A 22455-nucleotide genomic window follows, 5' to 3' on the forward strand; every position below is an offset into this window, starting at 1 on the left:
CGCCGTCGTCGCGGTGGGCTCACCCGGCGGGCTCGACGGCGGCGATGCGGTGCACGGCGACGGTCAGCTCCGCCTCGCGCTCCGTGTCGAGCGCGCGCAGGCGCCCGCCGTCCAGCCGCAGCGGCTTGAGCTCACGACGCTCGATGGCACCGGTGCGGCCCGCCATCTCGATCCACACCCGCCGGCCGTCACGGATCGCCTCGTGCAGCAGCGCGAGGGCGTCGCCGGGCTCGCTCACCGGTCCGGCCCCGGGTGCCGTGGCGCCGTCGTGCAGGGCCCCGGCGCCCGCCCCGGGCGCCCGGGGTGCGGGGGCGGGGGGAGGACCGGGCACGTCCTCGCCGGGGCGTGGGCCAGTCGGCGCCACGGACGACGTCGTGCCCCGCATCCGCGCCACGATGCCGGCCCGGGCGGCGTCGTCGGTGCCGCGGACCGGCGCAGGGCTGCGGCGCACCCAGCCGGAACGGTCGAGCCGCGGTGCCCGGGCGCGACGTCCGACGGCGCGCCCGTCGGGGCCCTCGAGGGCGGAGAGCAGGCCGCGCTCGCGCAGCGCCTCGTGCAGCTCGGCGGGCGGGACGGCGGCGGCCACGACCGTCGGGGCGAGCCGCACCAGGCCCAGGGCGGCGAGCCGAGGGTCCTCGGTGAGGCCGGCGAGCACGGTCGGGTCGGCGGAGCGCACGTACGACACGGCCGCACCCACCCGCAGCGCGTCGTGGCGCCGGGCGGTGTCCTTGACGAGGTACTCCAACGGCTGGGGCACCGGGACGGGGGAGCGCTGCGCCAGCTCGGCGAGGACCTCCTCGCCGGTCCGCCCGTGATCGAGCGCGCGGGTCACCGACGCCGTGGTGAACCGCACGGTGGTGGCCGCACCGCGGGACTCGACGTCGGCGGTCAGCGCGACCAGGCGGGCGAGGTCCGGGGCGGGGCGGCCCGGCACGATGCCGGTGAGGTCGCCCTGCAGCAGGATCTCGTGGACCTCGGCGGGCAGGGCGAGGCGCATGCGTGCGGCGAGATCGGACTCCAGGTCGGAATCGGCGGGGGACCCGGTGAGCGCTGCGCCCGGCGTCGACAGCGCGCCGGCGCCGGTGACCCCGAGCAGGGTGGCCTCGGCGAGCAGACCGGCGACGGCCGCGTCCGGGGGCACCGAGCGCGGTGAGCGCCAGCGCAGCACCTCGGCCACGGCCGTGGTGTCGAGGCTCTCGTCCGGCTGGGCGGCCAGCACCTCCAGCACGGCGGCCCGCAGCAGGGGCACCCACGGGCGGTGCAGGTCGGCGGACAGCGGCGCGCGGACCGTCCCCCGCTCGTCGCGGGAACCGATCTGCCAGGGGGTGCGGCGCGACGTCGACCAGGCCACCACGAGCGCCGCCCACCGGCCGGCGTCGTCGGCCTCCTCCCAGCGGTCGGCGCGGACGGTCGGCACGTACGTCGCGGGCGACTCCCCGTCGTCGGCGACCAGGCCCGCCGTGGCGGCGAGCTCGACGACCAGGGCCGTGGTGGTCTCGTCGGTGTCGAGGAGCTGGGCGGTGCGGCGCAGGTCGCGCACGCTCAGCCCGCCGGCGCGCAGGGCGCGCGGGGAGTCGTCGCCCCAGGCGTCGACGAGCCGGGCGACGTGCCGGACGACGGCGAGACCTGCGGTGGCGGCCTCGGCGTCGACGCCGACCCGCGGGGCGGGCCGGCCGGGCGGGCGGGGAGGGACGAGCTGCGGCGCACGGTGGGTGCGTCCGCCGCGCAGCGCCAGACCGACGGCGCGGGGCAGCTGGACGTGACGGGCGTCGGTGCGCAGCAGGAGCCCGTCGGCGAGGAGCGAGTCGACGGCGCTGCGGGCGGGGGAACCGACGGGCGGGACGATGCCGACGGGCGGACCCCACGTGAGGGCGTCGAGGACCTGCTGCTCGCCGGGCGTCCGCTCCTCGGCGCCCGTGCTGCCGAGGCCGGTGCTGCGGGTGCTGCCGGTGGCGGGTCCGCCGGGGCCGAGGCCCGCCGGGTACGGCCCGAGGACCTCGCCGAGACCGGGGGCGGGGCGCAGGCCCGAGGCGTCGTCCCAGACCAGGGCGGCGGTGCGCGCACGGTCGAGGAGCTGCTCGACGACGTCGGTCGCCTCGGGGGCGCCGACGGCGGCCGCGAGCGTCACGGCGGTGACAGGTGGTGCGGTGACAGGTGGTGCGGTGTCGGACGGTGCCGCGGTGACGTCCGGTGCCGGGGCGTCCGGTGCTGCGCCGTCGGGCGCCGCGTCGTCCGAGGTGTCGTCGGCCAGCGCGACGAGTGCCTCGAGGACCTGCAGCGTGCCCGCGTCGAGGTGGGCGACGGCGCGCTCGGTGCTGGTGCGGCTGGAGGCGCGAGCGGCCAGGGAGCGCAGCGTGGACGGGGCGGGGGTGCCGAGGTCGGGGCGTGCCGCGAGCAGGGCGACGAGCTGAGGATCGGTGCGTCGCCGCACCCACTCGCTGAACGTGGCGGCCATCTGACCGATGCTACGCGGGTGCACAAGGGGCGACGGTCAGCCTGCGGTGGCTCGGCACACCTCGCCCCACGGGGTCGGCTCGATGCCGAACCGCTGCTGCGCCGCGGTCGAGTCGAGCACGTAGGGGCGTTCCCACTGGTAGGCGAGCTCGCGGATCTCGCGCACCAGCGGTTGGACGAGGGCGACGGCGGCGAGCACGGGGCCGCGCAGGGACCGGACCTTCACCGGGGGACGCCCGACGGACGCGAGGACGTCGCGCAGGGCGTGGGCCTGGGTGACGGGCGGGTGGGAGGGCACGTGCCAGGTGCGGCCGTGGGCGCCGGGGTCGGCCGCCGCGGCGACGAGCGTGCGGGCGACGTCGCGCACGTCGGTGAACGTGTGCGGCAGGTCCGTGCGCCCGATCATCGTCACCGGCTTCCCGCGCAGGGCGGCGGGGACGACGCGTGACACGTGACCGTTCTGCCCGACGCCGGGTCCCACGTGGTCGGATCCTCGCACCTCGACGGCGCGGACGCGCCCGGCCTCGTGGGCGGCCAGGGCCTCGGCCCAGATCTGCGCGCGCAACCGACCTTTGTGGTCCCGGGCGGCGTCGGGAAGATCCTCGGTGAGGGGGCCGTCGACGGGGCCGTAGGGGTACAGGTTGCCGGTGATGGCGTAGACCGCTCCGGTCCGCTCGGCGGTGGTGAGCAGGGCGGCGGCGAGCGGGGGCCACACGGCGTCCCACCGGGTGTAGTCGCCCGGGTTGGCGCAGTTGTAGAGGACGTCGGCGTCGGGCACGACGGCGGTCAGGGCGTCGGGGTCGGAGGCGTCGGCGGAGACGTGGTGGACACCGCGAAGGCCGGTGTCGCGGCCGGAGCGGGTGGCGACGGTGACGTCGTGGCCGGCCTGGGCGAGCAGCCGGGCCACGGCGGTCCCCACCGGGCCGGCGCCGACGACGAGGTGTCGTTCCATGAACGTTGTTCCAATCCGAGAGCACTGCTCACAACGAGGGCGGCGTCAGATTCGCACGGTGGAGGGTCGATGTGCAAGAGCGGTGCTCTCGGATCTGTGGAGGCGCCGCCCGGCCGGCCCCGGGCGCATGACGCCGTCCAGCGGGTGAAAAGCGGGTGAAAGTACCCACAGGGGGACGTGGGTGAAAAGGCGGGTGAAAGGACGTGTAGAGGTCACTACGAAGGGGGTCGGCGCTCCTAGCATCGTGTCCAGTCGGTGACGAGCAAGGAGTCCACGTGTCGATCGTCGAGGTTCGGGAGCAGGCGCGCAGCACCCTCCTCGGTGCGCGCGCACGGCGGCTCGACGAGGTCCGCGACACCTTCCGCCGCCAGCGGTGGCAGGTCGGGTACCGGCGTCGGCTCATGATCACCGACGCCGTGCTCATGGCCCTCGCCGTGGCGCTCACGGTCGCCGTGCAGGCGATGTGGGTCGGTGGTGGCACGAGCGGCCTCACCGTGACCCAGCTCGTCAAGCTGACCGCCGTGGCCGCCGCCCTGCCGGTGTTCGTCGCCCTCGCCAAGGGGTACGACGCGCGGGTGTTCGGATCCGGCCCCGAGGAGTTCCAGCGGGTGTTCGACGGGACCTGGCGGGTCTTCGCCGTCCTCGCCGTGGGCGCGCTGGTGATCGACCGAGCCGGGCTGCGCACCTTCTTCCTCGTCGCGTTCCCCCTCGCGCTCGGGCTGCTCCTGCTGGGGCGCTGGGCGTGGCGTCGTGTCCTCGTCCGGGAGCGGAGCCGCGGCGGGTACACGACGTCCGTGCTCGCCGTCGGACTGCGCGACCAGGCCGAGCGCCTCATCTCCGAGCTGCACGCCCGCAGGTCCGGCTACCGCGTCGTCGGGGTCTGCGTCGCGGGCGACGAGATCGTGCCGGGGGAGGACATCCTCGGTGTGCCGATCCTGGGCGACCTCCGCAACGCCGCCGCGGTCGCGACCGACACCGGCGCGGACTGCGTCGCCGTCAGCGGGTCCGACGTCATCACCGCCGACGTCGTGCGCCGGCTGGGGTGGGAGCTCGAACCCATCGGCGTGGACCTGATGCTCACGGCCGAGCTGGCCGACGTCGCCGGCCCTCGGATCACCGTCACGCCCGAGCAGTCGGTCTCCCTGCTGCACGTGGACGCACCCCGGTTCGCCGGCCCCAAGTACGTCGCCAAGACCCTCATGGACTGGTGCGGTGCCCTGCTGGTCACGTTGATGGTGCTGCCCGTCATCGCCGTGGTGGCGCTCGCCGTCGCCACGACGAGCCGCGGGCCCGTGTTCTACCGACAGGACCGCGTCGGTCGGCACGGCACGACGTTCCCCATGCTGAAGTTCCGTTCGATGCGGGTGGGCGCCGACGCCGAGCAGCTCGTGCTCGAAGGGGAGAACCACGCCGACGGAGCGTTGTTCAAGCACCGTGACGACCCCCGCGTCACCCGGGTCGGCAAGTTCCTGCGCCGGTACTCCCTCGACGAGCTCCCCCAGCTCTTCAACGTGCTGGGCGGGCAGATGTCGCTGGTGGGGCCGCGCCCGCCGCTGCCGCACGAGGTCTCCCGCTACGAGGCGCGCATGCGTCGTCGCCTCCTGGTCAAGCCGGGCATCACCGGGCTGTGGCAGGTGGGTGGGCGCTCCGACCTCCCGTGGAAGGAAGCGGTCCGGCTCGACGTCTTCTACGCCGAGAACTGGACGCCGTTCGGCGACCTGCTCATCCTGGCGCGCACCGCCAAGGTCGTGCTGACCGGTCAGGGCGCGTACTGACCTTCCGGTCCGGTCCCGGCTCGACGGTGCGAGCGCCGCGCTGCTTCGCGAGCAGTGCTCACGCATGGCACGCTGACCGCCATGAGCGCACGCACCGCCCGCGAGCTCGCCCGGGCGACCATCACCCGGCAGATCCTCGACGCCGCCCGGGCGCATCTCGCCGTCGACGGGCCCGCCGCGCTGTCCCTGCGGGCGGTCGCCCGGGACGTCGGCATGGTGTCCTCGGCGGTCTACCGCTACTTCCCGAGCCGGGACGCCCTGCTCACCGCCCTGCTGGTGGAGTGCTACGACGAGCTGGGCGACGCCGTCGAGCTGGCCGACGCCTCCGTGGACCGCACCGACCACGCCGGGCGCTGGCTGGCCGCGTGCCGGGCCGCGCGGACCTGGTGCGTGTCGCACCCCGGCGAGTTCGCCCTGCTCTACGGCACGCCCGTGCCCGGGTACGTCGCGCCGCAGGACACCGTCGGCCCTGCCGTGCGGGTGGTCATCGTCCTGGCGGTGATCGCGGTGGAGGCGGCGGGGGACACCGGTCCGCCGGTGTCCGACGTCGGCGCGCTGGTGGACGGGGCGACCGGGTTCTTCGTGGGACGCGGGTGGCCCGAGCCCGCACCGGAGGTCGTGACCCGGGTGCTCATGGCCTGGGCCGAGGTGTTCGGCACGATCTCCTTCGAGCTCTTCGGCCACCTGACGAACGCGGTCGCCGATCCCGCGGCCTGGTTCGACGCCGTCGCGGCCCGCCTCGGCGCCGACGCGGGCATCCGTCCCGTCTGACGCACCGCACCGCACCGCCCGACGTCGCGGATTTCATACCCCCGACAGGGCGGGGGCGATGCGGCGGCAGGCTCTCGGCGCCGGTACTCTGGGACACTGCCTCGACACCCGTCGACGGCGAGACGGACGAACGAGCACGAAGAGGTTCAGGTGCCCACCGGCAAGGTCAAGTGGTACGACGCCGAACGCGGTTTCGGTTTCATCGCCAGCCAGGACGGCGGCGAGGTGTTCCTGCACGCCTCCGCGCTGCCCGCGGACGTCCCCGCACCCAAGCCGGGCGCGCGCGTGGAGTACGGCGTGGCCGACGGACGCCGCGGCCCCTCGGCCCTGGCCGTGAAGGTGCTCGACGCCGCCCCGTCGGTCGTCAAGGCCAAGCGCAAGGCCCCCTCGGAGATGGCGGGCATCGTCGAGGACCTCATCAAGGTGCTCGACCGTACGGGCGACCAGCTCAAGCGTGGCAAGTACCCCGAGGCCGAGTCCGGCCGGCGGGTGGCCACCATGCTGCGTGCCGTCGCCGACAACCTCGATTCCTGATTGCGAGAGAACCCATGGCAACCGCCGACGCGCCCGCGAAGGCCCGCCGCGTGAGCTCGCGCGCCCGCAACGACGCCGTCCTGCTCGGCGCCGTCGACGTGGCACGCGACGCCGCGCGTGACGTGGCCTCCTCGCCCGACGACGTCGGCGAGCACCTGGGCACCACCACCGAGGCCGACCGCCTCATGTCGCACCACTTCGCCGCGACGATGCGGGGTTACCACGGGTGGCACTGGACGGTCACGCTGGCGCGGGTCCCCCGTGGGCGCGTCGCCACCGTGTGCGAGGTCGAGCTGCTCCCCGGTGACGAGGCGATCCTCGCCCCGGCGTGGGTGCCGTGGTCGGAGCGGCTGCGCCCCGGCGACGTGCGCCCCGGTGACACGCTGCCGTTCCTCGCGGACGACCCGCGCCTCGAGCCCGGCTGGACGCCGTCGGGCGACGAGGAGCAGGACGCCGTCGCGATCGACGAGCTGGCCCTCGCCCGGCAGCGCGTGCTGTCCCCGCAGGGCCGCGACGAGGCCGCCGAGCGCTGGTACCGCGGCACCCGCGGGCCGACGGCTCCCGGCGCGGTGGCCTCCGCCTCGGAGTGCATGACCTGCGGGTTCGTCGTCCCGCTGCAGGGCCCCCTCGGCCAGCTGTTCGGTGTCTGTGCGAACGCGTGGTCGCCCGACGACGGCAAGGTGGTCTCGCTCGACCACGGGTGCGGCTCGCACTCCGAGACCGACGTCGAGCAGCGACCCAGCGAGTGGCCGGACAGCGCACCGCTCATCGACGAGTCGACGGTCGAGGCCGTCACGCTGCCTGCCGCCGAGAAGGAGCGGCCGGCCGTCGAGGCCGACGCGTCCGCGCCGGACGAGCCTGGCGCACCCGCGAAGGGCGAGGCCGACGCGCCCGCCGACGAACCGGCAGGTGATCCGGCTCAGTGACCGACGACGTCTTCGGGACCGCCTCCCTGAGGCACACGGTCACGGAGGCGTGGCTCGGATCCGCCACCCGCTTCCGTGAGGACGCGAACTCCGAGGAGGACCACGCCCGCGGGCACTACCGCGACCGTGTCGTGGTCGAGCTCCTGCAGAACGCGGCCGACGCCGCGTCCCGCGCCCAGGAGGGCGGGCACGTCCGCCTCACGCTGGACCGTGGCACCCGCACGCTCACGGTGGCCAACACGGGAGCGCCGCTCGACGCCACGGGCGTCGCGTCCCTGGCCTCCCTGCGCGCCTCGGCCAAGGCGTCGCACCACGGTGCGGTAGGCCGGTTCGGCGTCGGGTTCGCCGCGGTGCGGGCCGTGTCCGACGACGTGACGGTGCGGTCGCGCACGGGCGGCGTGCGGTTCTCGCTGGAGGGGACGCGGGCCGCGCTGGCGGAGGTCACCACGGCGGCCCGGCCGGACGGTGCTGCGCCGTCGGACGACGCCGTGCGGCTCGCCGCCGACGTCGCCGCTCGCGGTGACGACCTGCCGGTGCTGCGCCTGCCGTTCGCCGCGCCGGCCCTGGACGCGGGGCTCGACGACGGGCTCGACGCGGACACCGTCGTCGAGGTGGTGCTGCGCGACGACGAGGCCGTGGCCGCCGTGCGTGCCCAGCTCACCGACGTCGACGACGCGCTCCTGCTCGCCTTCCCGAGCCTCGCCGAGGTCACCCGGAGCGTGGCGGGCGACGGCGACACCGTCCGACTGCGTCCGGTGCCGGTCCGGCGCCGTTCACGGTCCGGCCGTCTCACGCCCGAGGAGCTCTCCGGACTGCCCCACGAGCACCGGCGCGCCGACTGGTCGCTCACCTGGGCGATCGTGCCCGGTGGTGCGGGGCGGGGCGTGCTGCGCGCCCCGACACCGACCGACGTCGGGATCGACCTGCCGGCCGTCCTGACGGCCACGTTCCCCGTCGACGCCGGACGACGCCACGTGCTGCCCGGCGCGGCCACCACGCTGCTCGCCGTCCAGGCGGGCGAGGCCTACGCCGAGCTCCTGGGCGACGTGGCCACCGACGGTGGCGACCCGCTCGCGCTCGTCCCGACCGGACTGCCGGCGTCGGACCTCGACGCCGCGATCCGGGGCGCCGCCGTCGACGCGCTGCGCGGGACGCCGCTGCTTCGACCCGCGGGGGATCGGCTCGACGGCGATCCGGCCGACGGCGCCACCGGCGATCCGGCCGGCATCGGCACCAGCGACCCGGCGGGCGGATCCGGCGAGGACGTACCCGACCGGCCGGCGCTCGTGCCGCCGTCGGACGCCCTGGTGATCACCGGCGCTCCCGGCGACGACCCCCGGTTGGTCGCCGCGCTCGCCCCCGTGGTCCCCGGCCTGGTGCGCGTCGCCGCCGAACGTCAGGCGACCGTGCGGACGCTGGGCGCGACGACGGCACCGCTCGCCGACCTCGTCGACGACCTTCCCGTGGGGCTGCCGGCGGGGCGGTGGCACGCGCTGCTCGACGCGCTCGAACCGCACGCCCACGAACCCGGCGCCCTCGAGGCGCTCGCCGGTGCACGCATCCCCCTCGCGGACGGCCGGGCGGCCGGGGTGCGCGGCTCCATCGTGCTGCTGGAGGACGCCGTCGACCCCGGTGACGAGGCCTCCCTCGCGGCGACGGCACGCGTGCTGGGCCTGCGGGTCGTGCACCCCGACGTCGCGCACCCGCTGCTGGTCCGGGCGGGTGCCGTCGCCACGGACGCCCCCCGCATGCTGCACGACCCGGAGGTGCGGCGGGCCGCCCTGGACGCCGCCGAGCGGGTGCTCGACGGCGACCGCGACGACGTCGCCACGGAGATGGTGGCCTCGGCGCTCGCCCTCGTGCGGCTCACGGCCGGGGCGGACGCGCCGTTCTGGACGGGTGAGCTGCCCGTGCCGACGTCGGACGGCGAGCTCGTCGCGCTGCGGGAGACGACCCTGCCGGGGACGTGGGCGGCCGGCGTGCTCGACGGGCTGGCGTGCGTCGACGTCGAGCAGGTGGCCCGCTACGGTGCGCCCGTCCTCGCCGCCGCGGGCGCGCGCACGCAGCCCGAGGTCTACACCGTCGCCGACGTGGTCACGCCCGACCCGGACGACCCCGACGACGAGGCCGGTCCTGACGAACCGGCCGGCTGGCTGGCCGGGTGGTCGGACTACCTGCGCCTGCTCGCGTCCCGGCTGGGGGTCGGGGTCGCCGTCGGTGACCTGGAGGCCGTCGCGGACCTCGATGCCGTCGCCGACGACGCGTGGCCCGACGTGCTCGCCCGCCTCGCCGGCGACCCCGCGACGCGTCGGGCGCTGCTGACTCCCGTGCGTCGCGGTCGCGGTACCGCGCCGTCGTACACCGCGTGGTGGTTGCGCGAGCGGCTCGGGGCGCCCTTCGCGTTGCACGACGGCGTCCCCCTCCTGCCGTCCGCGCCGCCGGAGACCACGGGGCTCGACGTCGCCACGCGGCGTGCGCTCGGCGGTGTCGACGCGCTGAGCGACCTCGACGCCGCGGACTGGCCCGCCGCGCTGGAACGCCTGCCACGCGTCGGCTCGTCGATCCCGCTGCGCGACGCCCTCATGGTGTGGCGCGGACTCGCGAACATGGCGACCCGACTCGACCCGGCCGATCGGTCGTCCGCGCTGGACCCCCTGCCCGACCGGCTGCCCGCGCTCGACGCGAGCGACGTCGTCGTGCACCGCGCGGACGACGTCGAGGTGGCCGGGACGGCACGCTGGGCGGCGCTCGGTGCCGTCCTGCCCACGCCCGCCGCGGACGCCGACGCGCTCGCCGACCTGCTCGACCTTCCCCTCGCCGGTCAGGACGGGCTGCCCGCACCGGACCTGCCCGGCGACGAGCGCGGGCTCGACGCACGGGTCGCGGCGCTGGACCACCGTCTGCCGCCGGTGTGGTTCGCGCACGAACGACTGTCCGTGGCGGGGCGGCCCGTGCCGTGGTGGGTGGACTCCGCCGGGCGGGTGCACGCGACCTCTCCCGCTGGCCTCGCCGCCGGACTGGCGGACGTGCTCGGCCGGCCGGACCGGACGGCGCTGGTGGCCGCCGTGCTCGCCGATCCGGAGCGCGCCGTCGCGCTCTGGGTGACGACCGCCTGGGGCTGAGCTCCTCTACCTCGACTCGGGGTGGCGGCTCGTCCAGAGCAGGCCGAGACCACCGAGGATCAGGCCGGCGACGCAGGTCGCGACGATCTCCCCGGCGTCGTCGACGCCCGCGGCCAGGGCGATCACGGACGCGACGAGGGCCACGGCCCAGGCAGCGATGCCGAACCAGATGACGCGTCGCAGGTTGCTCGGTGGAGGCTCCGGCGTCGGGCGACGCCGGTCGGGGTGGAGCAGCAGGCTGACGACGGAGGGCACGGGTCGATCGTACGGCGGTGTGCTGCCGCGCCGCCTGGGCGCCGGCTCGTTCGGCAGTTCGCGCTTCGTTCGGCAGTTCAAGGTGCCGAATGAGGCGCGAACTGCCGAACGAGGCCGGGTGGCGCCGGTGGGTTGTCCACAGGTTGGGCCGGGGGTGCCGGGGCGGGTCCGGGTTTGGCTAGGTTGTCGGGGTTCGTCACCGTCGACCGCCGTCTGCCGACCGTTCCCTGCTGAGCCTGATCTGCGTGCTCGGCAGGTGAAGGAGCCCCGATGACCCGCGCCCGTCACGCCCTGGCCGCCGCTGCTGCCGCTGCCGCTGCCGCCCCTGCCGCCCTGATCCTGTTGCTCGCCGGGTGCACCGGCCCTGGTTCCACGCCTGCTTCTGGTCCGACGCCGGCCGCCGAGCCGAGCGCATCCAGCGCGGCACCCGCCGAGACGCCGTCTCCCTCGCCCTCACCGACGCCGAGCGTGGAGCCTCCTGAGCGACCGGTCGCCTTGGACGACGACGGCGTCGAGGGCGCCAAGGCCGCTGCCGAGTACTTCGTTGCGCTCGACAGCTACATCATGGCGACCAACGACACCGCGGCGTACGAGCAGTTGTCTCATCCCCTGTGTGAGACCTGCGCGAACCGGCTCGACCAAGCGCGGGAGATCGCTGAGGGTGCCTACGAGTTCACGGGCGGAGAAGGAACGACTCGCATCCTTGAGGTCTACCAGCAGGACGAGTCCACCCGGATCTGGCCCATCGACGTGGAGGTCACGGTCGATGAGGTCACGATCACGGACTCGGAGGGAACGGTGCAGTTCAGCGAGGACGTGACCGTGGACCAGCAACGTTTCGAGGTCGTGATGGGCGGTCAGGGATGGAAGATCGTCGCTGTCGTCGACCTTGACGAGGTCGACGCATGAGGGCGGTGCTGACGGTCGTCATGGGCGGCGCACTCGCAATCGTCGCCCCGACGGCGGTGGCACCCTCGGTGCACTCCCACGATTCGGCACAAGCACACACCACGTCGCCAGACTTCACGGGCTACACCTCGGGCGAAGAGGGCACCACGGGAGTCACGGCGGTGAGGCAGGATCAGACGACGGCTTTCGACGACGACTCGGAGGGACCGACGGACCGGTACATCCGAGCGGACGGATTCACATGCAGCCTCTTCCGCGGGTTGGACCTGGCCCAGTACGACCGATTCCTCGAGACCTGCCCCGACGGCGCCGTGACGATCGCTGACGGCGGGACCGACTGCGGTCCAGAAGCGGTGGAACTGGCTCCACTGTGGGTCGAGCGGTTGGGCGAGGACGGGCAGTACCAGGCCGGAGAGCTGGTCCAGGAGGGCGGCTGCGTGACACCGGGGGATGTGGCGGCGGAGGCGGAGAGGGCCTTTGCCGCACTGCAGGTGACGGCTCCGCGAGCGACGGTCCAGGCGACGCGGCCGTTGCTGGTGAACGTGCGCTATCCGGTGCAGGCCAACGCCGAACCGTTGGAGGAACAGGTCACGCTGCTGGACGTCCCGGTGCTGATCCGTGCCGAGCCGGTCGAGTACACGTGGGACTTCGACGACCCGTTCACCCCGGGTGGTGGCACGTTGACCACCACGGACGAGGGGCGATGGTGGCAGGAGGGGCAGGACGAGCCCGACGATTCCTGGGTCGGGCACACGTACACCCACCTGGGGCACCCGGACACCGATGCGGGAACCCGGCGCGACGACGAGGGCGACTGGTACCGCGACGACGTCACCATCACCCTGACCACGACCTGGCAGGGCCGCTTCCAGCTCGTGGGCACCAGCACCTGGACCGACATCGACGGCACCATCACCACCACCAGCACCATCGACCCTCTGCGCGTCACCGAGGCCCGCGTGCGCCTGGTGTGCACTGACCTCAACGGCAACACCACCTGCTGACCCCCGGGGGCCGACATCCCGGCCTCGTTCGGCATCTCGTGAAACGTTCGGCGCAAGGTGCCGAACGAACCCGGTGCGACGGCCGTCGTCGGGCACGTCCAGCGCGTAGGATGAACGACCAGCGAACGGATCCTGTCGCGCCGGTGACACCACGAGGGACGAGGCATGAAGCGAGTCATCACCTACGGCACCTACGACCTGCTGCACTACGGGCACATCGAGCTCCTGCGGCGCGCCAAGGCGCTGGGTGACTACCTGATCGTGGCGCTGTCGTCCGACGAGTTCAACGCGGGCAAGGGCAAGAAGTCGTACTTCACGTTCGAGGAGCGCCGCCGCATGCTGGAGGCGATCCGTCACGTGGACCTCGTCATCCCGGAGCACACCTGGGAGCAGAAGGCGACGGACATCCAGCTGTACCACGTCGACACCTTCGTCATCGGTGACGACTGGGCGGGCAAGTTCGACGAGCTCAAGGAGCACTGCGAGGTCGTGTACCTGGAGCGCACCCCGGAGATCTCGACGACGCAGATCAAGGCGGGTCTCGCCGCCAAGGCCTGACATGGTGCCGTGACGTCGGCCACGACGCCGACGGCCGACCTGCACTGACGCACGCGTCGTCTCCGCAGCACCTTCACACCTCTGGCACGATTGGCCACATGGCCAACCAGACCACCGCGCCCGCGTCCGGGCAGAGCGGCCTCGACCGCTACTTCAAGATCACCGAACGTGGCTCGACCGTGGGGCGGGAGATCCGCGGTGGTCTCGTCACGTTCTTCGCGATGAGCTACATCATCGTCCTCAACCCGCTGATCATCGGTACCGTGCCGGACGGTACGGGGCAGGTGCTCGGCGGGGGTGCGGCGCCCACACCGGAGTCGCTCGGCATGGTGGCCGCGGCGACCGCCCTGGTGGCGGGTGTGGTCACCATCCTCATGGGAGTCTTCGCCAACTTCCCGATCGCGCTGGCCGCCGGCCTGGGCCTCAACGCCGTCGTGGCCTACTCGATCGCCGGGCTGCCGAACGTGACGTGGGCCGACGCGATGGGTCTGGTGGTCATCGAGGGAGCGATCATCCTGCTCCTGGTGCTGACCGGCTTCCGGGAGGCCGTGTTCAACGCTGTCCCGTTCGAGCTCAAGACGGCGATCTCGGTCGGCATCGGTCTGTTCATCGCCCTGATCGGCTTCGTCAACGCGGGCTTCGTCGTCCCCGGCGCGGGCACGCCGCTCGCCCTCGGCAACCTCGGCACCTGGCCGATCCTGGTGTTCGTCGTCGGTCTGCTGCTGGTGATCGCCCTGTTCGTGCGCAAGGTGCGCGGAGCCATGTTCATCGCGATCCTCACCGCGACCGTCCTCGCCGTCGTCCTCGAGAACACGCTGCACATCGGCACCAAGGCCGAAGGCAACCCGAACGGCTTCAACCTGAACGCCCCGGCGTTCGACGGCGTCGCCACGGTCCCCGACTTCGGCCTGCTCGGTCAGTTCTCGCTGCTCGGCTCCTTCGAGAACATCGCCGCGGTCACCGTGGTGCTGCTGGTGGTCTCCCTGCTCATCGCCGACTTCTTCGACACGATGGGCACGATGGTCGCAGTGGGTGCCGAGGCCGACCTGCTCGACGAGAAGGGAAACCCGCCGAAGACGCGCGCCATCCTGGTCGTGGACTCGCTCGCGGCGATGTTCGGCGGCATGGGGTCGGTGTCGTCGAACACCGCGTACGTCGAGTCGACGTCGGGTGTCGGGGACGGCGCTCGCACAGGTCTCGCCTCGGTGGCCACGGGCGCCGCCTTCCTGCTGGCGACGTTCCTCTCTCCGCTGGTCGCCCTGGTGCCCTACGAGGCCGCCGCGCCGGCACTCGTGTTCGTCGGCTACCTGATGATGGTGCAGGTCGCGTCGATCTCGTGGCGCGACGTGGAGATCGCGATCCCGGCATTCCTGACGATCGTCCTCATGCCGTTCACGTACTCGATCGCCGACGGAATCGGGGCGGGCTTCATCGCCTTCGTCGTCATCAAGCTCGCGCTCGGCAAGGTACGACAGATCCACCCGTTCATGTGGGTCGCCTCGGCGATGTTCGTCGTGTACTTCCTGCTGGAGCCGATCCAGGCCGCGATCGGCTGACCTGTCCGCTGCTTCGTCTACCGGCAGCATGGAGCACCCCTCGGGCCCTCTTCTGGCGGGAACTTCTCCTGTCGTCGGATTGCCGCGGCGGGTGGATCGTGTCGTCGTCGACGCACGGACGGAGCCGGTGTGCGTGGATGGGAGCGGCGTCGTTGCTGCCCAGGCTGTCCGTCTTGTCGTCATGATGCCGGTTCGGTCGTTCACGGGCCCAGGAACGACGTGCTCCCGCAGGCGGAACCTGCTGGTGCTCCATAGCATGACGACGGAGCGACCGACCCCTGACCAGCGACGAACGGCTGCGGACGTATGCGATCGTGGGCTACGACGACCCGGAAGGCGCTGTGGCACCTCCGCCACGGCGGTCCCTCCCAGGTGCGCGAGTTCATGCGTCGACGCAAGGCGCTCGGTGTCGGTGAGCTCATGGGGCAGGCCCGTCGTACCCGGCGAGGCCTCACCTATGAACCGTGGCCGAATCCGGCACGTGGGCCGCGTCGCGCACTGCGTGTGGGCGTCATCCTCGACGACTTCTCCCTGTTGGCTCTTGAGTACGAGTGGGAGCAGGTCATCTTGCGCCCGTCGACGTGGCGAGAGCAGCTGGACACGCTCGACCTGGTGTTCGTGGAGTCGGCCTGGAAGGGCAACGGAGGAGCGTGGCAGTTTCAGCTGACGGGCCCGAGCTCACCGTCGGACGAGCTGGTGGCCCTGCTCCATGCGGCGCGCGAGCGGGGGGTGCCCAGCGTCTTCTGGAACAAGGAGGACCCGGTCCACCTCGAGGAGTTCCGGCAGACCGCGTCACTGTTCGACCGTGTGTACACGACCGATGCCGACTGTCTCGACCGCTACCGAACGTTCCTCGGGCACGACCGCGTGGGGGTCCTTCGCTTCGCGGCGCAACCCGCGATCCACAACCCGGTGCGGCTGCACGGACGCGGACCGGGTCGGGACGTCGCCTTCGCGGGGACCTGGTTCGCACGAAAGTACCCGGAGCGGCGGGCGCACGCCGACATCGTCCTGGGTGGCGCGCTCGATGCCTGCCGGACGATGCCGCACGGGCTGGAGATCTTCTCGCGGTTCAGTGGCAAGGGTGACCAGTACGAGTTTCCTGAGCCCTACTCGGAGTATGTCGTCGGCTCGCTGGACTATCGGCAGATGCTGACCGCCTACCGAGACTATCGAGTCTTCCTCAACGTCAACGCGGTCATCGACTCCTCGAGCATGTGCTCGCGACGCATCGTCGAGATCACGGCCTGCGGAACTCCCGTGGTGACCTCGCCGAGTCGTGCGACGTCCACGTACTTCTCTCCGGACGAGGTGTTCACCGTCACCAGCCGCGCCGAGGCCGCAGACATGGTGAGTGCGCTCGTTCGGTCGCCCGAGCTACGGGACCATGCGGTCCACCTCGGCCAGCGACGCATCTGGCGCGAGCACACCTACGCGGCGCGGGTCCAGAAGGTGCTGCACGACGTGGGCCTGGCCGGGTCGCCCGACGTCGCACGCCCGAGCGTCAGTGCACTCGTCTCCACGAACCGACCCCACCGGATCGCCGACATCCTTGCCACCGTGGGTGCACAGCGGCGTGCCGAGGCCCAGCTCGTCCTGCTCACGCACGGGTTCGTCGTCGACGACGAGACAGATCTGCGGCTCCGCGCGAAACGGGCGGGGGTCGAGGATCTCGTCCTGCTCACCGCGGACGTCGACGTCCCCCTGGGGCGTTGCCTGAACAGGATCGTCAGAGCAGCCGAGGGCGACGTCGTCGCCAAGATGGACGACGACGACCTGTACGGACCGAACTACCTCTCCGATCAGCTCGACGCCCTGCAATACTCCGGTGCGGACGTCGTCGGCAAGCAGGCGCACTATCTCCACCTCGAGGCGCATGACGTGACGTTGTTGCGCCACGGCGACCGGGAGCACCGGTTCACCGATTTCGTCATGGGTCCCACGATCGTGACGCGCCGCGAGATCGCGGCCGACGTCGAGTTCGGTGAGACGTCCTCGGGGGAAGACACCGCGTTCCTGCGCCGCGCCGCGGCCCACGGCCTGCGTACCTATGCCGCGGACCGTTTCAACTTCGTCCAGGTGCGTAGCGGTGGGGACCAGCACACGTGGGCCGTGTCCGACGTCGAACTCCTGGCCCGCGGCCAGGTCGCCTTCTTCGGACCGGCCGAGCAGCACGTGATCTTCTGACCCGTGGGGGGTGAGCAATGGCGATCAACACGGTCTGCGTCGTCGGACTGGGGTACATCGGTCTTCCGACGGCCGCGATGCTGGCCTCCAAGGACGTCAAGGTCATCGGTGTGGATGTCGACCCGGCAACTGTCGATGCCGTGAACTGTGGCGTGGTGCCGTTCGTCGAACCAGACCTCGCCACGTACGTGGCCGGGGCCGTGCGGCACGGGACGCTGCGCGCGACGCGGTACCCCGAACCGGCCGATGCCTATGTCGTCGCGGTCCCGACACCGCTGGGCGACCGCCGCGAGCCCGATCTGTCCGCCGTCGAGAAGGCGGTGCGCGCACTGGCTCCCGTCCTCCGCGGGGGAGAGCTCGTCGTCCTGGAGTCGACGGCGCCGCCCGGGTGCACGCAGCGCGTGGCGGACTGGATCGTCGAGGAAAGGCCCGACCTTGTGGCGGGGCCCCACCGCGACGAGCACGGAGGCGCCCCTCTCCTGCGCGTCCACGTGGCCCACTGCCCGGAACGTGTACTCCCCGGACGGGTGATGATAGAGCTCGTGACCAACGACCGGGTGGTCGGCGGGCTGACGCCCGAGGCGTCCCGGCAGGCCCGGGAGCTCTACGCGGTCTTCTGCCAGGGGGAGATCCTGCTGACTGACGCTCGGACCGCCGAGCTGACCAAGCTCGTCGAGAACTCCTACCGCGACGTCAACATCGCGTTCGCCAACGAGCTCTCCCTCGTGGCGGACCGGATCGGCGTCGACGTGTGGGAGTTGATCCGGCTCGCCAACCATCACCCCAGGGTCGATATCTTGCGGCCCGGGCCTGGCGTCGGGGGCCACTGTATCGCCGTCGACCCCTGGTTCTTGGTTGACGCCGCCCCGGACGAGACCCCACTGATCCGGGCGGCGCGCGAGGTCAACGACGCCAAGCCTGAGCATGTCGCGCAGCAGGTGCTCAAGGCCGTCGAAGACGTCGAACGGCCGAGGATCGCGGCGCTCGGTCTGACGTTCAAGGCGAACGTCGACGACCTGCGTGGGTCGCCGGCCGTCGAGGTGGTGCGGCGCCTCGCGCAGGCGCGCCCCGACGCCCGGATTGCGGTGTCCGATCCGTTCGTCCGTTCGCTGCCGGAAGAGCTGGCACTCCCGAACGTCCGTCTCGTCTCGACGGCGTCCGCGTTGCGCGCTTCCGACAGCCAGGTCGTCCTGGTCGGCCACGCAGCCTTCGGGCCCGCGCTGTCCGGCCTGGTCGACGTGTCGGGCCTGGTCGACGTGTGCGGGATCCTCTGGTCGGACCCGAGACTTCCCGGTGGCGACGGGGAGCCGAGCTGTTGAGGCATGGAACGCGGTTGAGGCGAGCCACGGCGTCCGTCGGGACCGTCGTCCTCAACTATGACCGCCCGACGGACACGGCCGAGGCCGTGAGCTCGCTGTTGCGCAGTTCGCACCTCGACCATCACGTGGTCGTGGTGGACAACGCTGCCGACGAGGCGGCTCAGGATGCGTTGCTGGGGATGCTGCCGTCGACGGTGTCGTACCTTCCCACGGGGGAGAACCTGGGATACGCGGGGGGAAACAACCGGGGGATCGCGTTTCTCCTCGACGCGGGGGTCCAGTACGTCTGCCTGGTGAACCCTGACGCCAGGGTCGAAGTCTGTACGGTCGCCGGGCTCGTACTGGCAGCGGAAAAACACCGAGACGCAGGTTTCGTCGGACCGCGCCTGTTGCACGGTGGGTCGAGCCCGACGACCGTCCAGTCGGATGGCGGGCGGCTGGACTGGTCACGCGGAGGTGCGACGACCCATGTGAACGGTGACTCACGCCTGTCAGAGCTGCGGGGCGGTCGCTTCGAGGTGGACTTCGTGACGGGGGCCTGCGTGCTTCTTCGCCGCTCGATGCTCGAGGACGTCGGCCTCATTCCCGAGGAGTACTTTCTCTACTACGAGGAGACAGAGCACGCGTTGCTCGCTGCTCGCCGCGGCTGGGTCAGCCTCGTGGACCGTGACGTGCGGGCGAAACACTTCCGGCGTTCGACTGCTGCGTTCCCCACGCGCGCCTACCTGTACTACATGACACGCAATCGCGCCCTGTTCGCCGCTCGGCACGGCCCCGACGCCAACAGCGCCGCGTGTGGCCTCGAGGACCTGGACGAAACCTTCGTCGAGCCGTGGGCTCGCCGAGTCGCCGAGCGTGTTCCGGCCCTGGTGGAGGCGTTCGACGTGGTCGCGGAGTTGGCGAAGGAGCATGGTCGAGAAGGCAGGACTGGACGCTACGAAAGACTCGTCGACCACGCGGTCGACGGGATCCCGGGGTGGGAGACATGAGCATTGAGGTCGGGCCTGGTGACTGCGACACCGGTGATGCCGCGGCACAGCTTGCGGAGGCGCGAGACCGCATCGCCATGCTCGAGCGGTTGATCCGACAGGAGCGGGCGCAGTATCTCGTGGAGCAGCGACGCGCCGCCGATGCCATGAGCCGGCTCAGGGCGAAGGTCGCGACCGACGACGCCGACAGCCGTCTCAGGAAGGCTCAGCTGGAGATCGCGGAGCTGTCACGTTATCGGCGTCAGGTGGAGCGTTTGGAGAGCTCCCCGTTTTTCGGACCGGCCCACCGTCTGTGGCGAAGGTTCAGGGTGATCCGCGGGTACGACCAGAAGGTGGGGTGAGGATCCTGATGCCGACGGAGTCGAGCTCCTGGATCATCGCCGAGTACGGCGCGCTCGTCTCAGGTGTCGCGCCTCGAAGCGACGACGGTCTGCGGTTCGTGTTCCTCGTCGCGACGGCAGACTTCACCGAGGGGCGAGGCGACGTCTTCGTCGCGGCCGGGATGGCACGGGCCCTGGTCTCGCGCGGTCACGGTGCGGTCCTCGTGGGACCTGACCAGTGGTACGCGCCGCGATCCGACAGCGAGGTGGTCGTGGCGATGGTGGCCGACACCGATGTCCGCCGGATCCCCGCCGGACCGGTCGTCGTCGCGTGGGTCCGGAACCGCACAGACGACTGGGTGGCTTCCCCAGGGCTCGGGCTGTACGACACCGTCCTGGCGTCGTCCGAACTGAGCCGACGTGAGATCGTCAGAGTCTACGACGGGCCCACGGGCGTCTGTCGAATCGGCTTTGACGAGGACCTCTTCACGGACGACGGTCGGCGGCGGTCGGTCGCCGCGGTGTCGACGGCCAATCACTGGGGAGGGAACCGGGTCGTCCACACCGCGCTCCTGCACCTGGCGGAGCGTGGCGTAGCGGTGGAGTGGTTCGGGGTCGACCGATCGGGGTACGCGCCGCTGCAACAGGTCCATCAGGGCGCAATCGAGTACTTCGACGTACCTGATGTGTACCGCTCGGCACGGGTCACCATCGATGACCTGCAGGAAAGCTCGTTGGCGTACGGGAACATCAACAGCCGTCTCTTCGAGGCGCTGGCATGTGGTTCCCTCGTCGTGACGAACTCCGGGCTCGGACTTGCCGAGGCGGGTCTGGCGGACGTCCCCGTGTACCGGTCGGCGGACGAGCTCGAGGCGATCATCGATCGGGCGAGGGCCGGAGAGCTCGACACCCTCGCCAAGGACCTCCAGCGGCGAGTACGAGCGGGTCATTCCTTCGCACGACGTGCCGAGGAATTCGATCGGTTCGCTCGCGGGGCGCTGCGTGCTCGTGCTGCCCGCAGGTCACGGCGAGTCGTCAATTACTTCCCGGACTACACATCGACCAACCCCTTCCAACGGTTGCTCTACTCCGCACTGCCGGAGGTCGGCGCGGCAGCCTGTCCCTCGGCCGACATCTTCGACAACCCGGTCGCTCGTGACGACGGGGGGTCGTTGGCGGGGCACGTGCTCCACCTGCACTGGCTGAATGGCATCGTCCAACCCGGGGTCGACATCCTGGATGCCTTCGACCGGCTCGACTTGTTCAAGGCTGTGCTCACGGACCTGGTCGAGCGTGGCGTCCGCATCGTATGGACGGTGCACAACACGCTCGCGCACGAGGTGACGTATCGCTTCCTGGAGATCGACCTGTGTGCGTTCGTCGCTGAGATGGCTGACGTCGTCCACGTGATGGCGGAATCGACGCTGGCCGAGACGGCGGACCTGTACCTCATCCCACCGGAGAAGGTCGTGCGTATCGAACATCCGTCGTTCGACGGTTGCTACCCGGACCCGCTCGACCGGGCGGCAGCCAGGGAGCGACTCGGGCTCAACGACGATGACGTCACGTTGCTGTTCATGGGTGGTATCCGGCCGTACAAGGGGATCCCGTTACTGCTCGACGCGTTCGAGATGGCCGAGAAGCTGGATGCACGGCTCCGGTTGGAGGTCGTCGGAAGCGTCGGCGGCTCCATGGACCCCGGGATCGTCGACCGCTTGGCGTCCATGTCGCGTGTCCGGGCACATCTGGGGTTCGTGGACCCGGCCGAAGTCCATGTCCACCTGCGGGCAGCGGATGTGGTCGTGCTGCCGTACGAGAGAATTCTGAACTCCGGCACCGTCATGCTCGCGGCGACCTTCGGTGTTCCGGTGATCGCACCTCGACTCGGGCAGCTCCGCGAGCTCGTGGGTGCGGGGTTCGTGGACTTCTTCGAGGTCGGGTCGGCTTCGAGCCTCGCTGCAGCACTCGGCCGGGCGCCTGTCAGCGCATCAGAGCCCGCGCGGTCCGCCGCACGTGAGTTCGCCGAGCGGCGCAGCCCTCTCGCGGTGGGGCGGCGGTTCGCCGATGTCGTGGCAGGTGAGCCACGATGGTGAACCCCCGCAACGTGACGTCACCGGTCTCGCTCGTCGCCCATGGCCGGTCGGGGACGACGTTCATCACCAACGTCTTTCGCCGGCACCCGGACTTCCGGGCGATCGGGGAGACGGCCAACACCGTGTTCGCCACCTATCGATCCCTGGAGACGTCCTTGCCCTGGACAGGTCCGATCAGGGGCCGCCGTCCGGTCGAGGACGCGAGCAGGGATGCCGTCCATGCCATGCTCTTCGAGCTCTTCGGTGCGAACATGCCACGGTGGTTCCACAAGCCGATCGTGGTTCCGACCGTCACTCTGAGCGACGAGTTCCCCACGCACGCAGAGTTCTGCACGTGGTACTGGGAGACGTTCGACAGACTGTTCCCGGACGGCATGACCTTCACCGTGGTCCGCGATCCGGCCGAGACCGCCCGGTCGAGCATGATCCGCTGGGGCGGAACTCTCGTGGAGACCTACGCCAGGATGGAGAGAGCGTTCGAGCTCGTGCTCCATCCGCGTAGTCGTGTCGCACATGTCCTGGAGTTCGAGGCGTTGCAGTCCGACCCCGAACGTTTCATCCGTGACCTGCTCGCCATCGCAGACGCTCGCTTCGACCAGGCCTGCCTGACTGCGATCGACGGCCGGTTCGCGGTCAACCCCAAGTCGAGCCTTCCGGCACCCGAGTGGGTCGCTCCACGGGTGGCGGCGCTGTACGACGAGCTGCGCTCCCGAGCCATCCGTCCCCTCTAG

At 71.7% G+C, this 22455-nt stretch carries 18 protein-coding genes; 15 read left to right on the forward strand and 3 right to left on the reverse strand.

The features are described from left to right. Positions 1–19: 19 nt before the first annotated feature. On the reverse strand, positions 20–2455 hold the full coding sequence (locus ACNHYB_RS13945; RefSeq protein ID WP_418275943.1) for a helicase-associated domain-containing protein: 2436 nt from the start codon (positions 2453–2455) through the stop codon (positions 20–22). 36 nt (positions 2456–2491) lie between these two features. After that, complete coding sequence (locus ACNHYB_RS13950) at positions 2492–3406, reverse strand: NAD-dependent epimerase/dehydratase family protein (protein WP_418275944.1); 915 nt, start codon at positions 3404–3406, stop codon at positions 2492–2494. 275 nt (positions 3407–3681) lie between these two features. Between ACNHYB_RS13950 and ACNHYB_RS13955 the strand changes: the two genes are divergently transcribed. The 5 genes from ACNHYB_RS13955 to ACNHYB_RS13975 all read left to right on the forward strand — a co-directional run bounded on the left by ACNHYB_RS13955 (position 3682) and on the right by ACNHYB_RS13975 (position 10534). Then, entirely contained in the window at positions 3682–5181 is a 1500-nt protein-coding gene (locus tag ACNHYB_RS13955; protein ID WP_418275945.1) for a sugar transferase, read from the forward strand. A gap of 81 nt (positions 5182–5262) precedes the next feature. After that, positions 5263–5952: a TetR/AcrR family transcriptional regulator gene (locus tag ACNHYB_RS13960; RefSeq protein WP_418275946.1), complete on the forward strand. Its 690-nt coding sequence runs from the start codon at positions 5263–5265 to the stop codon at positions 5950–5952. Between the two features lie 150 nt (positions 5953–6102). Further along, a complete protein-coding gene (locus tag ACNHYB_RS13965; RefSeq protein ID WP_418275947.1) occupies positions 6103–6486 on the forward strand; it encodes a cold-shock protein in 384 nt (127 codons plus the stop codon). 14 nt (positions 6487–6500) lie between these two features. After that, positions 6501–7412: a DUF3027 domain-containing protein gene (locus ACNHYB_RS13970; RefSeq protein WP_418275948.1), complete on the forward strand. Its 912-nt coding sequence runs from the start codon at positions 6501–6503 to the stop codon at positions 7410–7412. Beyond that, a complete protein-coding gene (locus ACNHYB_RS13975) occupies positions 7409–10534 on the forward strand; it encodes a sacsin N-terminal ATP-binding-like domain-containing protein (RefSeq protein ID WP_418275949.1) in 3126 nt (1041 codons plus the stop codon). Before ACNHYB_RS13970 ends, ACNHYB_RS13975 begins: the two co-directional genes overlap by 4 nt. Before the next feature lie 6 nt (positions 10535–10540). On the opposite strand, the gene ACNHYB_RS13980 is transcribed toward ACNHYB_RS13975, so the two are convergent. Then, positions 10541–10789 carry a DUF2530 domain-containing protein gene (locus ACNHYB_RS13980; RefSeq protein ID WP_418275950.1) on the reverse strand — a complete coding sequence of 83 codons (249 nt, stop codon included), beginning with the start codon at positions 10787–10789 and terminating at the stop codon, positions 10541–10543. 270 nt (positions 10790–11059) lie between these two features. On the opposite strand from ACNHYB_RS13980, the gene ACNHYB_RS13985 reads away from it, so the two are divergent. The 10 genes from ACNHYB_RS13985 to ACNHYB_RS14030 all read left to right on the forward strand — a co-directional run bounded on the left by ACNHYB_RS13985 (position 11060) and on the right by ACNHYB_RS14030 (position 22455). Then, positions 11060–11698, forward strand: a complete 639-nt coding sequence (locus ACNHYB_RS13985) for a DUF6318 family protein (RefSeq protein ID WP_418275951.1) — start codon at positions 11060–11062, stop codon at positions 11696–11698. Beyond that, positions 11695–12702, forward strand: coding sequence for a hypothetical protein (locus ACNHYB_RS13990; protein ID WP_418275952.1), 1008 nt, complete (start codon positions 11695–11697; stop codon positions 12700–12702). Before ACNHYB_RS13985 ends, ACNHYB_RS13990 begins: the two co-directional genes overlap by 4 nt. A 165-nt stretch (positions 12703–12867) precedes the next feature. Continuing rightward, positions 12868–13260, forward strand: a complete 393-nt coding sequence (gene tagD, locus ACNHYB_RS13995) for a glycerol-3-phosphate cytidylyltransferase (protein WP_418275953.1) — start codon at positions 12868–12870, stop codon at positions 13258–13260. Between the two features lie 98 nt (positions 13261–13358). Beyond that, complete coding sequence (locus ACNHYB_RS14000) at positions 13359–14816, forward strand: NCS2 family permease (protein ID WP_418275954.1); 1458 nt, start codon at positions 13359–13361, stop codon at positions 14814–14816. 384 nt (positions 14817–15200) lie between these two features. Continuing rightward, positions 15201–17003 carry a glycosyltransferase family protein gene (locus ACNHYB_RS14005; RefSeq protein WP_418275955.1) on the forward strand — a complete coding sequence of 601 codons (1803 nt, stop codon included), beginning with the start codon at positions 15201–15203 and terminating at the stop codon, positions 17001–17003. A 17-nt stretch (positions 17004–17020) separates the two neighbouring features. Next, positions 17021–18322, forward strand: a complete 1302-nt coding sequence (gene wecC / locus ACNHYB_RS14010) for a UDP-N-acetyl-D-mannosamine dehydrogenase (RefSeq protein ID WP_418275956.1) — start codon at positions 17021–17023, stop codon at positions 18320–18322. Then, positions 18262–19311: a glycosyltransferase gene (locus ACNHYB_RS14015; RefSeq protein WP_418275957.1), complete on the forward strand. Its 1050-nt coding sequence runs from the start codon at positions 18262–18264 to the stop codon at positions 19309–19311. Before wecC ends, ACNHYB_RS14015 begins: the two co-directional genes overlap by 61 nt. Then, positions 19308–19652, forward strand: a complete 345-nt coding sequence (locus ACNHYB_RS14020; protein ID WP_418275958.1) for a hypothetical protein — start codon at positions 19308–19310, stop codon at positions 19650–19652. The genes ACNHYB_RS14015 and ACNHYB_RS14020 overlap by 4 nt, the downstream gene beginning before the upstream one ends. Beyond that, positions 19649–21724 (forward strand): glycosyltransferase family protein, encoded by a 2076-nt coding sequence (locus ACNHYB_RS14025; protein WP_418275959.1) that lies wholly within the window; start codon positions 19649–19651, stop codon positions 21722–21724. The genes ACNHYB_RS14020 and ACNHYB_RS14025 overlap by 4 nt, the downstream gene beginning before the upstream one ends. Next, positions 21718–22455 (forward strand): sulfotransferase, encoded by a 738-nt coding sequence (locus ACNHYB_RS14030; RefSeq protein ID WP_418275960.1) that lies wholly within the window; start codon positions 21718–21720, stop codon positions 22453–22455. Before ACNHYB_RS14025 ends, ACNHYB_RS14030 begins: the two co-directional genes overlap by 7 nt.

Source organism: Isoptericola jiangsuensis (genome assembly GCF_048320105.1).
GTDB lineage: Bacteria > Actinomycetota > Actinomycetes > Actinomycetales > Cellulomonadaceae > Isoptericola > Isoptericola jiangsuensis_A.

What these genes read in the sequence shown, in the direction of transcription:
- ACNHYB_RS13945 (WP_418275943.1), bottom strand. Translation starts at nt 2,455, where the DNA reads ATGGCCGCCACGTTCAGCGAGTGGGTGCGGCGACGCACCGATCCTCAG.
- ACNHYB_RS13985 (WP_418275951.1), top strand. Translation starts at nt 11,060, where the DNA reads ATGACCCGCGCCCGTCACGCCCTGGCCGCCGCTGCTGCCGCTGCCGCT.
- tagD (WP_418275953.1), top strand. Translation starts at nt 12,868, where the DNA reads ATGAAGCGAGTCATCACCTACGGCACCTACGACCTGCTGCACTACGGG.
- ACNHYB_RS13960 (WP_418275946.1), top strand. Translation starts at nt 5,263, where the DNA reads ATGAGCGCACGCACCGCCCGCGAGCTCGCCCGGGCGACCATCACCCGG.
- ACNHYB_RS14000 (WP_418275954.1), top strand. Translation starts at nt 13,359, where the DNA reads ATGGCCAACCAGACCACCGCGCCCGCGTCCGGGCAGAGCGGCCTCGAC.
- wecC (WP_418275956.1), top strand. Translation starts at nt 17,021, where the DNA reads ATGGCGATCAACACGGTCTGCGTCGTCGGACTGGGGTACATCGGTCTT.
- ACNHYB_RS13970 (WP_418275948.1), top strand. Translation starts at nt 6,501, where the DNA reads ATGGCAACCGCCGACGCGCCCGCGAAGGCCCGCCGCGTGAGCTCGCGC.
- ACNHYB_RS13990 (WP_418275952.1), top strand. Translation starts at nt 11,695, where the DNA reads ATGAGGGCGGTGCTGACGGTCGTCATGGGCGGCGCACTCGCAATCGTC.
- ACNHYB_RS14020 (WP_418275958.1), top strand. Translation starts at nt 19,308, where the DNA reads ATGAGCATTGAGGTCGGGCCTGGTGACTGCGACACCGGTGATGCCGCG.
- ACNHYB_RS14005 (WP_418275955.1), top strand. Translation starts at nt 15,201, where the DNA reads ATGCGTCGACGCAAGGCGCTCGGTGTCGGTGAGCTCATGGGGCAGGCC.
- ACNHYB_RS13950 (WP_418275944.1), bottom strand. Translation starts at nt 3,406, where the DNA reads ATGGAACGACACCTCGTCGTCGGCGCCGGCCCGGTGGGGACCGCCGTG.
- ACNHYB_RS14030 (WP_418275960.1), top strand. Translation starts at nt 21,718, where the DNA reads ATGGTGAACCCCCGCAACGTGACGTCACCGGTCTCGCTCGTCGCCCAT.